The 13,920-nt window shown below is 68.9% G+C and carries 11 protein-coding genes; 6 read left to right on the top strand and 5 right to left on the bottom strand.

Annotation, left to right across the window (positions count from 1 at the left end):
* The first annotated feature begins 39 nt into the window (after window positions 1-39).
* The 3 genes from AC1D2H_RS28855 to AC1D2H_RS28845 all read left to right on the top strand — a co-directional run bounded on the left by AC1D2H_RS28855 (window position 40) and on the right by AC1D2H_RS28845 (window position 3,439).
* The gene (locus AC1D2H_RS28855; protein ID WP_478013274.1) at window positions 40-2,337 is read left to right on the top strand and encodes an NADP-dependent malic enzyme; all 2,298 of its coding nucleotides are present in this window, start codon (window positions 40-42) and stop codon (window positions 2,335-2,337) included.
* 237 nt (window positions 2,338-2,574) lie between these two features.
* Window positions 2,575-2,997 carry a guanyl-specific ribonuclease gene (locus AC1D2H_RS28850; protein WP_477934950.1) on the top strand — a complete coding sequence of 141 codons (423 nt, stop codon included), beginning with the start codon at window positions 2,575-2,577 and terminating at the stop codon, window positions 2,995-2,997.
* Between the two features lie 46 nt (window positions 2,998-3,043).
* Window positions 3,044-3,439, top strand: coding sequence for a barstar family protein (locus AC1D2H_RS28845; RefSeq protein WP_477934952.1), 396 nt, complete (start codon window positions 3,044-3,046; stop codon window positions 3,437-3,439).
* A gap of 272 nt (window positions 3,440-3,711) precedes the next feature.
* On the opposite strand, the gene rsmA is transcribed toward AC1D2H_RS28845, so the two are convergent.
* Genes rsmA through AC1D2H_RS28830 form a run of 3 tightly spaced genes read right to left on the bottom strand, consistent with a single transcriptional unit; the run spans window position 3,712 to window position 8,179 of the window.
* A complete protein-coding gene (gene rsmA, locus AC1D2H_RS28840) occupies window positions 3,712-4,515 on the bottom strand; it encodes a 16S rRNA (adenine(1518)-N(6)/adenine(1519)-N(6))-dimethyltransferase RsmA (RefSeq protein ID WP_478013273.1) in 804 nt (267 codons plus the stop codon).
* Window positions 4,503-5,810 carry a peptidylprolyl isomerase gene (locus tag AC1D2H_RS28835; protein WP_478013272.1) on the bottom strand — a complete coding sequence of 436 codons (1,308 nt, stop codon included), beginning with the start codon at window positions 5,808-5,810 and terminating at the stop codon, window positions 4,503-4,505. Before AC1D2H_RS28835 ends, rsmA begins: the two co-directional genes overlap by 13 nt.
* Window positions 5,810-8,179: an LPS-assembly protein LptD gene (locus tag AC1D2H_RS28830; protein WP_478013286.1), complete on the bottom strand. Its 2,370-nt coding sequence runs from the start codon at window positions 8,177-8,179 to the stop codon at window positions 5,810-5,812. The genes AC1D2H_RS28835 and AC1D2H_RS28830 overlap by 1 nt, the downstream gene beginning before the upstream one ends.
* Before the next feature lie 93 nt (window positions 8,180-8,272).
* Here AC1D2H_RS28830 and AC1D2H_RS28825 point away from each other — a divergent pair, with 93 nt between their 5' ends.
* Window positions 8,273-8,815: a hypothetical protein gene (locus tag AC1D2H_RS28825; protein ID WP_478013271.1), complete on the top strand. Its 543-nt coding sequence runs from the start codon at window positions 8,273-8,275 to the stop codon at window positions 8,813-8,815.
* On the opposite strand, the gene AC1D2H_RS28820 is transcribed toward AC1D2H_RS28825, so the two are convergent.
* Together AC1D2H_RS28820 and AC1D2H_RS28815 are read right to left on the bottom strand one after the other, a co-directional pair.
* Window positions 8,816-9,763, bottom strand: coding sequence for a LysR family transcriptional regulator (locus AC1D2H_RS28820; RefSeq protein WP_477934960.1), 948 nt, complete (start codon window positions 9,761-9,763; stop codon window positions 8,816-8,818). It lies immediately after the preceding gene.
* Between the two features lie 162 nt (window positions 9,764-9,925).
* A complete protein-coding gene (locus tag AC1D2H_RS28815) occupies window positions 9,926-11,401 on the bottom strand; it encodes a M20 family metallopeptidase (protein ID WP_478013270.1) in 1,476 nt (491 codons plus the stop codon).
* A 122-nt stretch (window positions 11,402-11,523) separates the two neighbouring features.
* On the opposite strand from AC1D2H_RS28815, the gene AC1D2H_RS28810 reads away from it, so the two are divergent.
* Both AC1D2H_RS28810 and AC1D2H_RS28805 read left to right on the top strand, forming a co-directional pair.
* On the top strand, window positions 11,524-12,855 hold the full coding sequence (locus tag AC1D2H_RS28810) for a hypothetical protein (protein WP_478013269.1): 1,332 nt from the start codon (window positions 11,524-11,526) through the stop codon (window positions 12,853-12,855).
* Window positions 12,856-13,010: 155 nt separating this feature from the next.
* Window positions 13,011-13,920 (top strand): hypothetical protein (locus tag AC1D2H_RS28805; protein WP_478013268.1); only part of this gene is annotated, 910 nt, incomplete at its 3' end.

Genomic DNA, 13,920 nt, shown 5'->3' with positions numbered 1-13,920 from the left:
GGCATGATTCCAGACCCCGTCGGAACTTGTGACCACGCCATGCTCAGCTCAGAAGAAAAACGCGCCCAACTCCGCCAGGCCGCTCTGGAATATCACGAGTTCCCGACTCCCGGAAAGATCGCCATCGCGGCGACCAAGCAACTCGTCAACCAGCACGACCTGGCGCTGGCCTATTCGCCCGGCGTAGCGGCGGCCTGCGAGGAGATCGTCGCCGACCCGGCCAACGCCTTCCGCTACACCTCGCGCGGCAACCTCGTCGCCGTCGTCTCCAACGGCACCGCCGTGCTGGGCCTGGGCAATATCGGGCCGCTGGCGTCCAAGCCGGTCATGGAGGGCAAGGGCGTCCTGTTCAAGAAGTTCGCCGGCATCGACGTCTTCGACCTCGAAGTGGCCGAGAACGACCTCGACAAGCTGGTCGACTGCATCGCCGCGCTGGAACCGACCTTCGGCGGCATCAACCTCGAGGACATCAAGGCGCCGGACTGCTTCTACGTCGAGCGCAAGCTGCGCGAGCGCATGAAGATCCCCGTCTTCCACGACGACCAGCATGGCACGGCCATCGTCGTCGGCGCGGCCTTCCTGAACGGCCTGAAGGTCGTCGGCAAGGACATCAAACAGGTCAAGCTCGTCACGTCGGGCGCCGGTGCGGCGGCACTCGCCTGCCTGGGCCTGCTCGTCAAGCTCGGCCTGCCGCGCGAGAACATCTGGGTCACCGACCTGGCCGGCGTCGTCTACGAGGGGCGCACCGAGTTGATGGACCCGGACAAGGCGGTGTTCGCCCAGCCGACGGCGCAGCGCAGCCTGCGCGAAGCCATCGCCGGCGCCGACGTCTTCCTGGGCCTGTCGGCCGGCGGCGTGCTGAAGGCCGACATGGTGGCGACCATGGCCGCGCAACCGCTGATCTTCGCGCTGGCCAACCCGACGCCCGAGATCCTGCCGGAAGAAGTGCAGGCCGTGCGCAGCGACGCCATCATGGCGACGGGCCGCACGGACTACCCCAACCAGGTCAACAACGTCCTGTGCTTCCCCTACATCTTCCGCGGCGCGCTGGACTCGGGCGCGACGACGATCAACGTCGAGATGGAGATCGCCGCGGTGCAGGCCATCGCGGAACTGGCCCAGGCCGAGCAGAGCGAAGTGGTCGCCGCCGCCTACGTGGGCGCCACGCTGAGCTTCGGCCCTGAATACCTCATCCCCAAGCCCTTCGATCCGCGGCTGATGATGCGCATCGCGCCGGCCGTCGCCAAGGCCGCGGAGGACTCCGGCGTGGCGGCCCGCCCGATCAAGGACTGGGACGCCTACCGGGAAAAGCTGCAGAGCTTCGTCTATGCCTCGGGCAACACGATGAAGCCCATCTTCACCGCGGCCAAGCGGGCGCCCAACAAGCGCGTCGCCTATGCCGAGGGCGAGGAGGAGCGCATCCTGCGCGCGGCCCAGGTCGTCGTCGACGAGGGCCTGGCCCGGCCGACGCTGATCGGCCGACCCGAGGTCATCGCCGAGCGCTGCGAGCGTTTCGGCCTGCGCCTGCAGCAGGGCCGCGACTACGACGTCGTCAACGTCGAGCATGACGAGCGCTACCGCGACTACTGGCAGACCTATCTGCGCATGACCGAGCGCAAGGGCGTCACCCAGCAGCTCGCCAAGATCGAGATGCGCCGCCGCCTGACGCTGATCAGCGCCATGCTGCTGCACAAGGGCGAGGTCGACGGCATGCTGTGCGGCACCTGGGGCACGACGGCCACCCATCTGCAGTACATCGACCAGGTCATTGGCAAGCGCGCCGGCGTGAAGACGTACGCCTGCATGAACGGGCTGATCCTGCCCGGTCGCCAGGTCATGCTGGTCGACACCCACGTCAACTACGACCCGACCGCGGAGCAGCTCGCCGAGATCACCGTGATGGCCGCGCAGGAGATGTGCCGCTTCGGCCTTAGCCCCAAGGCCGCGCTGCTGTCGCACAGCAACTACGGCACCAGCGACAAGCCCTCGGCCGTGAAGATGCGCGACACGCTGGCACTGCTGCAGCAGCTCGCTCCCTGGCTGGAAGTTGACGGCGAGATGCACGGCGACACCGCGCTGGACGCGCCTTACCGCAAGCAGATCATGCCCAACAGCCCGCTGACCGGCGAAGCCAACCTGCTGGTGCTGCCCAATATCGACGCCGCCAACATCTCCTACAACCTGCTGAAGACGGCCGCCGGTGGTGGCATTGCCATCGGCCCGGTGCTGCTGGGCGCGGCCAAGCCCGTGCACATCCTGACGCCTTCGGCCACCGTGCGCCGCATCGTCAACATGACAGCCCTGACCGTCGCCGACGCCAACGCGGCGCGCACCTGAAGCCGGCCGCGGTTCCATGCCGGAACAGCGTAAAAGCGCCCGGACTCCCCCAATTGACAGAAGTTTTCACGACCGAAAACGGCGTCATGCAACCGTCACGCCGCCAGTAAAAACAAGCACTTAGCCGGGTGTGAGCGCAGGCTCACATCCGCTTATTCCTGACTTCGGCGCCGGTCTGCAGCTTGAGCTTTTGGGGTCGCTTCGGTACCATATCGGTTTTCCGTTCAGGGTTAACCCGTGTTTTTGCTCTCGTGGCTGGCGCGCTCCGGCGCCTCGGCGGTCACCACCGCCCTGCTGCTTTCCGGCCTGGCCGGAGGCGCGCAAGCCAAGGAAACACCTCCCACCGCAACGCCCGCTCTGGCTGATATTTCGCTGAGCGAGCTGCCCGCCCAGGCCCAGGAAACCCACCGGCTCGTTCTCGCCGGCGGCCCGTTTCCCCAAACCAAGGACGGCGTGGTGTTCGGTAATCGTGAGCGCCTGCTGCCCCGCAAGGCGCGCGGCTTCTACCGCGAATACACGGTCAAGACCCCCGGATCGCGCAATCGGGGCGCCCGTCGCCTCGTCTGCGGCGGCACGCCGCCGACAGCGCCCGAAGTTTGTTACTACACCGACGATCACTATGCCAGCTTCAAGCGCATCCGCGCCGCAGCGGGCCGGTGAAGGTCCAGGTTCAGCAGTTTTGTGACTTGAAAGGAGGATCGCGACCATGCTTTTGCAGACCGTCCGTCCCAATATCGTGCAGGCCATAAGGGCCTACCGGGTCGAGGACTTGATGCAGGCCGCCCACGAAGCGGGCCAGCATTTCCTGTACGCCAATCTGTCGGAGGCGCAGTCCAAGCAGGACGTGCTGGACGGCATCGCGCAGGCCTTCCTGTTTCCCGCGCATTTCGGCAAGAACCTGGACGCCCTGCATGACTGCATGACCGACCTCGTTCACAAGTCTGGCAGCCAGCCGGGCTTTGTCGTCGTGCTTGAGCAGTTGCCAGACAACGTTCGATTCGACCGCGAGGCGCGCGAGCAGCTGCTCGATGTCTTCCGCGATACGGCCGACTACTGGGCCGACAGGAAGATCTCCTTCCGCTGTTTCTATTCTTTTCAGTAGCCCGCTCCCAAGATAACGGGTCATGGGAGCGGGCTGCTGAAGTGGCCCCGGTTATTGAGAAGCCCGCGCCGAAAAGCGCGAAGGCAGCAATTGGCAACCCCAACTTCGGCATGAACATGCCGATGATGTGCAGCGCCTTTGATACGTCGATGTGGTTGAACGCCGCGTAATGAGACCCCCCGTACCGGCTGACGCCGGCCCCCCGAGGGGGCGCTGCTAGCGGCCCGGCAAAGCCGGTTCCGCTGCAGCTGCTGGAGGAGACAAAGCCCGCTTCAAGCGGGCTTTGTCGTTTCTGAGACGTTGAGGGCGAGCGCCACGAACTCGTCGACCGGCACCTCCTCGGCGCGGCGCTGCAGGTCGAAGTGACCCGAGTAGCCGCGCTCGGTCAGCCAGCGGCCGAGGCTGTGGCGCAGCAGCTTGCGGCGCTGCGAGAAGGCGCTGGCGACCAAGGCCCCCAGCAGCGCCGGGTCCACCGCCGGCGGCTTGGCCAGGGGCTGCATGCGCACGATGGCCGAGTCCACGCGTGGCGGCGGGTCGAAGGCCTCGGGCGGCACATCCAGTACCGACTCGATGCCATAGCGCCACTGCAGCATCACGCTGAGGCGCCCGTAGTCCTTGCCGCCCGGCCCGGCGGCCATGCGGTCGACGACTTCCTTCTGCAGCATGAAGTGCTGGTCGACGACATCGTCCACGGCCTCCAGCAGGTGGAAGAGGATGGGCGTCGAGATGTTGTAGGGCAGGTTGCCGACGACGCGCAGCTTGGCGGCCTTGGTGGCGGCCAGCGCCTTGAAGTCGACCTTGAGCACGTCGCTCTCGATGACCTCGACGTCGTCCCGCTTGCGCAGCCGCGCGGCGAGGTCGCGGTCCAGCTCGATGACGGTCAGCGGCACGGAGCCCTTGGGGATGCGCGCCAGCAAGGGCAGCGTCATCGCCCCCAGGCCGGGGCCGATCTCGACCAGGGTCTCGCCGGGCTGCGGGTCGATCAGGTCGACGATGGCTTCGATCAGCGCCTTGTCGGTCAGGAAATGCTGCCCGAAGCGCTTGCGCGGGATGTGGGAGCCGCTCAGTCGAGCCATTCGCGGACTTCGACGAAGGCCTTGTTGCGCAGATCCTTGACCCACTCCTGGTAGGCCTCGTCGTACTTCTGCTCGCGCAGCGCACCACGGGCCTGGTCACGCAGCTGCTTGACCTCAACGTCGACCGTGCGGCGCTCCAGCACCTGGATGAGGTGCACGCCAAAGCGCGACACGACCGGGCCGGAGATGCCGTTCAGCGGCAGCGCGTTCATCGCTTCCTCGAACTCGGGCACGAAGCCGCCGGCCCCCATCCAGCCGAGGTCGCCGCCCTCGGGCGCGCTGCCGTCCTCGGAGTTGTCCTTGGCCAATTGGTCGAACTTGGCCTGGCCGGCCTCGATCTGCCGCTTGAACTCGGCCAGGCGGCGGGCCGCGACCTCGGCGGTGAGCTGGGCCGAGGGGCGCAGCAGGATGTGGCGCGCATGGGTCTGCGTGCTTTGCGTCATGGACGCCGCGCCCTGGCGCTCGACGACCTTGAGGATGTGAAAGCCCGCGCCGCTGCGCAACACCTGGGGGGCGACCTGGCCGCTCTTCAGGCCGCTGGTGGCATTGACGAAGAGGTCGGGCAGGCGGTCCACCGGACGCAGGCCGATCTCGCCGCCCTTGGCCTTGTTGCCGTCCTCGGAAATCTCGCGGGCGACGCGGGCGAAGTCCTCGCCGCCCTTGACGCGGGCCAGCGCGGCCTCGGCGCGGGCGCGGCGTTCGGCGACGACGCTTTCCGGCGCGCCGTCGGGCACCGGCACCAGCACCTGGGCCAGGTTGATCTGGCCACCCTGCTCCAGCGCGGCGCGCTTCTTGTCGAGGTAGGCATCGATCTCGGCGTCGGTCACCTTGATGCGCCCCTGCACCTCGCGCTCGCGCACGCGCTCCGTCATCATCTGGTCGCGCAGGTTCTCGCGGAAGCTCTTGTAGTCGGTGCCGTCGGCCTTCAGGCGCTCGCGCAGCTGCGCCATCGTCAGCTTGTTCTGGGCGGCCACGTTGGCGACGACTCGGTCCAGTTCGGCCTCGTCGATGCGCGCGCCGTTCTCACGGGCGTAGGTGACGAGGACGCGGTCCTCGATCAGCGCCTCCAGCGCCTGCTTGCGCAGGCCGGCCGTCTCGGGCATGACCTCGCCCTTCTGGCGGGCCTCCTGGCGCAGGCGTTCGGTGCGCTGGATGACCTCGCTGGCGGCCACGACGTCCTGGTTGACGACGGCGGCGATGTAGTCCCCCGGCTGCAGCGTGGGTGTCTGGGCTTGGGCCTGGAAAGCGGCCAAGGCCAGCGTCACGGCAAGAAAATGGGGAGCGAGGCGATGCATCATGGTTGGAAATCTGAACTCGGTGAGCGGTCGGAGCTCAGCCTGCGGTAACCGGGGACATTGTCCTTCAAGACCTTGAGGGCGTTCGAACCGAGCTGTGACAGGCCGACGAGCTCCAGTTGCAGCATCAGCCGCGTGTTGGTTTCGGCCCGGCCGGTGGACAGCCGCTCGACGCCCCAGCGCAGCACCCAGCAGCCGGCGTCGTACTCGAAGCCCATGACCGAGTCGGTCAGGCGGCGGTCGCGCAGCGAGTACTGCACGCGGCCGGCGCTGTACCAGGCGCCGCCACAGGCCTTGCTGTCGGCACCGCGCGAGGTGACGGGCGTGCCGTAGATCGGCCATTGCCAGGCCAGCTCGACCTGCTCGCTCTGCGCCCGCGCCAGGCGATAGGCGACGCTGACGGTCTTGTAGGGGCCGGGCGAATAGCGCGCGCGCAGCACCGAGCGCACCGAACGGTTGGTCTCGGGGTTGAACTCCAGCGTGCCGTCGGCCCACCACTTCTCGTCCAGGTGGGCGGCGGCGGCCAGCAGCAGGTCAGAGAAGCGCTGCGTGACGGGCTGGCCGTCCGGCGTGATCTTCTGGTCGCGGAACAGGAAGCGCTGCACGGCGCCCAGGCGCAGGATTTCCTCGCCGGAGTTGGTGCCTATCCAGCGGCTGGTCACGCCAGCGCTCAGCGCATGCAGGTCCGACACCCGGTCCACACCCGAGAACTGGTTGTCGGTGTAGATGGAGTCGAAGTTGAAGTCCTTGGCCGCCCAGTCGAAGCTGGGCAGCGTGGACTGGTCGCGGAAGGGCGTGTTCACGTAGAACAGGCGCGGCTCCAGGCTCTGGCGGTAGTCGCGGCCCAGCAGCGTCGTGTCGCGCTCGAAGACCCAGCCATGGTCGATGCTCAGCGTCGGGATGACCCGGCTCATGCGGCGACGGCCGTCGGGCTGGGTCTGGTCGAGGTCGTAGGCGGCCGCGTTGAAGGACGCCCGCGGAATGAACCACCAGGCCTCGCCGCCCAGCGGCGCACTCACATGGCCCAGGGCATGCACGCGCTGGCCGCCGCGCTGCTGGCCGGCCAGGGCCGAGCTCGGCAGGTCGAAGCGGTTGTATTCCAGCTCCAGCCCCCCCTCCAGCCGCGCCTTGCGGCCCCAGGGGCGGAAGCTGTCCAGCACCGCCTCGTCGGCGGCCGTCGTCACGCGCACGCCGACCTGCGGACTGCGCTGGAAGGGCGAGTCGAAAGGCGCGTCGACGCCCTGCAGGACCTGCCAGCGCTGCACGCGGGCATAAGTGTCGATGACGCCCCAGGACAGCTCGCGGTGGCGGTTCAGCGTGAAGTCGTTGGCCAGGAGGCGCGGCGTCTGGCTCTCGACGCGGCGCGACATGTCCTTCCAGTAGTCGTCGTCGGACACCCGCTCGCTCTTGAACCGGTAGCGCCAATCGCCAAAAACATGGCCGTCGTTGTCGAGCTTCAAGCTCCAGCGCGATCTGCCGAAGACGCGGTCGCCGGGCAGCAGGTCGACGTTGATGCGGCCGGCATGGCCGGGCTCCAGATAACGGAACTCGCTGTCCAGGCCCACGCCGCGCTTGCTCATGATGAAGGGCGTGAAGGTCGCATCACGCTGCGGCGCGATGTTCCAGTAGTAGGGCACGCCGAACTCGAGGCCGCTGCGGTTGTCCAGGAACAGATTGGGCGGCAGCCAGCCCGACTTGCGCGCCGAGCTGAGCGGGAAGCTCAGGGAGGGCGCCGCCAGGATGGGCACGCCCAGGAAGTGCAGCACGGCCCCGTCGGCCTGGCCCTCGTTGGCGGCCAGGTTCATGCGCAGCTGCTTGGCCGTGATCTGCCAGGCGGGTTCCTGGTTCTCCACGGCCGGGCAGCTGGTGTAGCTGCCCTCGGTGGCGCTCATGTGCTCGCTGTCCTGGAACTTCAGCACCTTGGCCTTGCCGGCGCCGCCGGTGGCCGCGAGGAAGAAGCGCGGCGTCAGGAACTCGCCCTCGAAACGGCTCACATAGAGCTGCAGCAGCGGGCCGCTGAAGACATTGCCGTTGTGGTTGATGCGCACCTGGCCCTCGGCCCGGGCGAGGTCGTCGACGACGCTGTAGTCCAGCTTGTCGGCGTTCAGCACCAGCTCGCCGTAGCGCAGCTCGACATCGCCCTGGCCCTCGGCCTTCTGATCCAGCTGGGCGGACACCTTGCTGGCGCTGATGACCAGGGCGGGCTTGCCGCCCGCCTTGGACGCCGGACCCAGCACGCGGCTGCCACGCAGGGGCAGCGCCTCGTCGGGGCCGCTCTGCTGGGCCGACGCCTGCCCCCAGGCGCACAGGGCCAGGGCGACGAAGAGGGGCAGTGGAGCCGGTGAGGGGGATCGGGAGAAGCGCGGCACGGACGGCAAGGCTCGGATTCTGTGAGGATGCCGGGGCCGGCGGTTCTTAGAATTTCATTATCCACGAGGGCCCTCCCCCCAATGACTTCCGCCATGACCGCCGGCCTGATGGCCGACCTTCTCGCCCACCCCGCCGACGCCGACCGCCTGATGCGCGCCGCCTGCGCCGAGTTGCGCGCCCATCCCGCGACGCTGCTGCCACCCGATGTGAACACGCTGCGCGCCGGCCTGGCCCGCATTGCCGAGGCAGGGCTGGACGGCGTGCTGCACCGCCTCGTCGATGACGCGCCGCAGGGCAGCGTGACGGACGCCTTGGCCGCGCTGCTGCGCCCACCTGAACTGGCCTGGGACGAGGCCCAGGAAATCGACTGGGCCGCGCGCCACTGGCAGGAATGCCGCGCCGAGGGCCAGCTGGACGAGGAACTGGCGGCCGACTTCGGCGAGTACTGGCGCGAGCTGGAGTGGAGCGCCCTGCGCCAGCACCTCGTGCTGCTCGGCCAGGGCCATGCCGAGGAGCGCCGGCTGGGGGCCTACATCGCCAAGACCTCCAGCCGCTATGTCGCTTTCGGGCCGTTGAAGCGCGCCATTGAGGCCCGACACCCCGAATTCTTCGAGCTCGGCTTCACCTTGCGGTGATCAGGGGCAGGTCGCGCAACCCGCGGCGACCAGCCAGGGGTCCTTGTCCTCGCCGCCGAAGATCTGCAGCAGGAAGTCGAGGAAGGCCCGCGTGCGCGCCGGCACGTATTTGCGCGTCGGCATGCCGGCCCACAGCGTCGTGCCGAACAGCCGCCACTGCGGCATGACGCGCTCCAGCGCCTGTTCCAGCAACGCGTCCTCCACCATGAAGCTCGGCAGCCCCGCCACGCCCAGGCCGTGCAGGGCCGCGGCGTAATTGGTGTCCATATGCGTCGTCGACAGCGCGGCGCGCGACGGCACGATGGGCAGCGTGATCTCCTCGGTGCCGTCACCGCGCTGCAGCGTCAGGCCGCGCATCAGCGTCGGCGTGGGCGGCAGCAGCGCGTCGTGCTGCTTGAGGTCGTGCGGATGCTGGGGGCGGCCACGCTGGTCGAGATAGTCCGGCGAGGCGCACATGATGAATTCGCTGCGCGCTAGGCGGCGCGCGATGAAGTCACCGTCCAGCGTCTCGCGCGACAGGAAGATGGTCAGGTCGTAGGCGTCGTTCACCGTGTCGACCGGGCCGGGAGACGTGATCTCCAGCGTCACCAGCGGGTACTCGCGGTGGAACTTGGGCAGGTGCTTGGCGAGCTGGTGCACCGCGATGGCCGGCGGGCACAGGATGCGCAGCAGGCCACGCACCTCCTGCGTGGCCGAAGCCGCCAGCGCCGCGGCCTCGTCGACATCGGCCAGGATGCGCCGCGCCCGCTCCAGATAGGCCTCGCCGATCTCGGTCAGCGACAGCCGCCGCGTCGTGCGGTTCAAGAGCCGCGTGCCGAGGTGCTCCTCCAGCTCGGCCACCAGCCGCGTGACGACGGCCGGCGCCAGGTCCAGCCCCCGAGCGGCGGCGGCAAAACTGCCCTCGTCGATGACGCGGACAAAGACCTTGATGGCGCGGAGCTGGTCCATCAGAAGCTGTGAATGGACTCCGCGCGGCCGAGCAGACCGTCGCAGCGTCGCCAATCAAGGCGCAAAGCACAGCCGTAGCAGGGACTACGGCGAGCATTTGCAACGCCGAGTGGCGGCGTTGCGGCGGGATGAGCGGGCGTGCGGGGTTCGTTCACAGCTTCTTTAGGGGTGCGCAGCCATGACCTGGGCGACCGCGGCGGTCAGCCGCTTGCCATAGGGCACATGCAGGAACTCGTTGGGGCCGTGGGCATTGCTCTTGGGGCCCAGCACGCCGCAGACCATCATCTGCGCCTTGGGGAAGCCCTTCTGCAGCATGCTCATGAGGGGAATCGTGCCGCCCTGGCCGATATAGCCGACCGGCGCGCCGAAATGGGCCTGGCTGGCGTCGTTGAGCGCCTGGCTGAGCCAGGGCGACAGCTCGGGCGTGTTCCAGCCGGTCGCGCCGTAAGCGCCGGCACGGCCGTCGGGCGTGAAGGTCACCTTGGCGTTGTAGGGCGCGTTGTCTTCCAGCAGGGTCTTCAGCTTGAGCGCGGCCTCGTTGCCGTCGATCAGCGGCGGCAGGCGCAGGCTGAGCTTGAAGGCCGTGTAGGGCCGCAGCACATTGCCGGCATTCTTCAGCTCGGGGAAGCCGTCGGCGCCGACGACCGACAGCGTCGGCCGCCAGGTGCGGTTGAGCAGCACCTCGACCGGGTCGGTCGTCACCGGCAGYACCGGGCCGCCGTCCGCACCGCAGGCCCAGGGCATGCGCTTGTAGACCTCTTCCTTCAGGATGGCCGCCGTCGCCTGCACCTGCTCCAGGCGGGCGCCGGGGATCTCGCAGTGGAAGCTCTCGGGCAGCAGGCGGCCGGTCTTGCTGTCTTCCAGCCGGTCCAGCACCTGGCGCAGGATGCGGAAGGACGACGGCACGACGCCCGAAGCGTCGCCGCTGTGGATGCCTTCGGCCAGCACCTCGACCTTCAGCACGCCCGACACCATGCCGCGCAGCGAGGTCGTCAGCCAGAGCTGGTCGTAGTTGCCGGCGCCGGAGTCCAGGCAGACGACCAGGGAGACATTGCCCAGACGCGGGCCGAGCAGGTCCAGGTAGGCCGGCAGGTCGAAGCTGCCGCTCTCCTCGCAGGTCTCGATGAGGCCGACGCAGCGCGGGCGCGGGATGCCCTGCTTGTCCAGCGCCATGATGGCCGTGAGGGACGCATAGACGGCATAGCCGTCGTCGGCGCCGCCGCGGCCATAGAGCAGGCCGTTCTCGTACTTGGGCGTCCAGGGACCGAGGTCGTTGCGCCAGCCGCTGAACTCGGGCTGCTTGTCCAGGTGGCCGTAGACGACGACGGTGTCCTGTGAACCCGCCTTGGTGGCCGGCACCTCGAAGAAGATGACCGGCGTGCGGCCCGGGATGCGCACCACTTCGAGCTTGAGGCCGGCGACCTTCTTGCTCTCCACCCAGGCGGCGGCCTGGGTCAGCACCTTCTCGATGTGGCCGTTCTTCTCCCAGTCGGCGTCGAACATCGGGCTCTTGGCCGGAATGGCGATGTAGTCGGTCAGCGCCGGGACGATTTCCTCGTCCCAGACGCGGGCGGCAAATTCGCCCAGTGCGCTGGTCTCGTCGGCTTGCAGGGGCAGGTTGGGATCACGTGCGTTCATGGCGTACTCCTGGCGCTTGTGGCGCGACCCGCCAGTTTAGGCTTCCATGCAAACGGCATCACGCCGCCTGGGATAACTACCGGCGACGTTCCTGGGTTCAACCGCTTAGGCTCGGCGCCACGATGCGCCTGTTACTGATTGTTCTGATTGCGCTGCTGACCGGCTGCGCCTCCGGCCCCAAGTTCACGGTGGACGACGGCCGCAAGGTCGACGAGACGCTGCTGGCCGGCATGCGGGCCTATGGCGCGGGCGAACGCCTGATCCGCCCGGCCATCGCCCGCAGCGCCGCACTGAAGGACAAGGACTGCGACAAGCAGTGGGAGCTGCCCTTCGCGGTGGCGACCAGCGCCGGCTGGAGCGACAACGACCGCGTCGCCTGGGTGCGCGCCCTGCAGGTGGACGAACGCGTGACCGTCATCGCCGTCACCCAGGACTCGCCGCTGCCCATGGGCACGCGCATCAACCATGTCGCCGGCCAGAACAGCGACGACGGCGAAAAGCTGCTGGAATGGCTGGCCGAGGCACGCGACAACGGCAAGCCCTTCACCCTCGGCACGGCCGCGGGCAAGGCGGTGCAGATCAGGCCCTTCGAGGTCTGCCGCGGCTACACCCGCTTCGCGCCCCCCAACACGCCGCAGCTGCAGGACTACCACTGGCTGCTCAGCCTGCATCCGCTGGAAGTGACCCTGGCCGAACCGACGCCCGACGAGGCGCTGTGGATGGTGCTGTGGACCCAGGGCCTGTCCGAAGAGGGCGGGGCCCGCATGAAGACCTACCACTACGCCCTCAAGATCGCCGGCACCCTCTACAACCTGGCGACGCTGGCCTCGGGCGTCAAGGCCGCGGCCCTGGCCGCCGATGCCGCCATCAGCGCGGCCAAGAGTGCCGCCGCCAACGTGGCCAGCGAGATCCTCAAGCAGCAGCTCATCGAGCAGGGCAAGGCCATTGCCGCGCAGAAGATCCGCGAAGGCCTGGTCGACGCCGCCCAGCAGCTGACGCGCCAGCAGGTCGTCAACGTCATGCAGGCCGCGGCGGCCAACCGCGGCTCGCTGTCGGGCATCTCGCGCATCGCGGCCACCACCTTCGATTACGCCGACAGCTGGGCCTTCACGCGCATGGCGGCCCTGGGCGCGTCGCCACTGGCCGGCTTCTCCCTGCACCAGAAGCTGGTCGAGCGCAGCCTGGCCGCCAATGCCTTCCTCTTCGATGCCGAGCGCCTGCAGGCGCTGAACAAGGTGGCCGCGGCGCGCGGCTTCGAGGCCGAGGTCGTCGCCCTGCTCGGCGGCTTCAAGGCCGACTCGCTGGCCCGCGAGATCGGCGCCATGCCCCTGGCCTCGGCCCAGGGCAGCTTCAGCTTCGACAGCCCCGACGATCCCGGCGCCAACCGCTTCTCGCGTGGCCTCATCGACGCCATGCTCGAGATGCCCGCCGAATCCGGAGCCCGCAAGAAATGAGACGACCCCTCGCCCAATCTCGCGCCGCTGAACGCGGGCGAGCCCGGTCGGTCCCTCGCGGGGACGGCGATACTTGCCGGATTGACCGGCAAGCACATCGCCACAGCGGGCCAGCTAGGGAGCGGCCCGGCGCTCGGCCCGAATACACAGGCCTCTTGCGCACCGCCATCCTCTGCCTTGGGCTGCTGGCTGCCACTGCAGCCCTGGCCCAGACGCCCCCGGAAGCCGCGGCCAGCGCCGCCGGTGCCGCTTCGGCGCCCGAACCCGCCGCCTCCGAGCCCGCGCCGGAGCCGCCCCCGCCGCCGCCCAGCTGCGCCCAACTGACCAGCCGCGCGCTGTCGTCGGACCTGCGCGCCGCCACGGCGCAGTCGCAGAACCAGCCGCTGCAGGCCCTGGTCAAGCTCTACGACGAGGCCGTCGCCGAATGGGGCGCGGCCATCGCCACCTGCGACGGCCGTGCCCGTGAGCGCGCCCAACGCAACCTGGCCGACAGCCAGAAGACCCGCGACGCCCTGGCCGAGAAGCTGCAGTCCGGCAGCCAGTGCGAAAGCGCCCACCGCGACGCCGGCTCGCTGCAGGACCTGGCCCGCGCGGCCTTCGGCGAGCGCCGCTTTGCCGATGCCGCCAGCCTCTACCGCAAGGCCGAGGGCATGTGGGAACTGGCCGCCGAGCAGTGCAACGGCAGCCAGCAGCAGACCGCCCAGCGCCGCCGCGAGCAGAGCGAGATCGACGGCCACAACGCCGAGTTCTGCGCCCCGCCCTTCGAGCGCGCCCGCGAGTTCTCCGGCAAGCTGCGCAACAGCGGCGCCGCCCTGCCGCTGGCAGAACGCCAGCTGCAGAGCCAGATCGGCGAGACGCTGTGGCGCGACACGGCCAGGCTCTGCAAGGGCAGCGCCCAGGAACTGGCCATGAACAACGCCCAGGCCCTGGCCCGCGAGCGCGGCACGCCCTGGGTGGCCACGCCGCTGCCCGGCGCGCCCGCGCCGGCAGCCGTGGCCGCCGCAGCCCCCAAGCCGGGCGCTGCGACGGCCGCGCCCGGCACCACCACCGCCAAACCCGCCAAAC

This window comes from Roseateles sp. P1_C1_2 (assembly GCF_056406535.1).
This window is presented reverse-complemented; position numbering and strand designations above follow the sequence as displayed.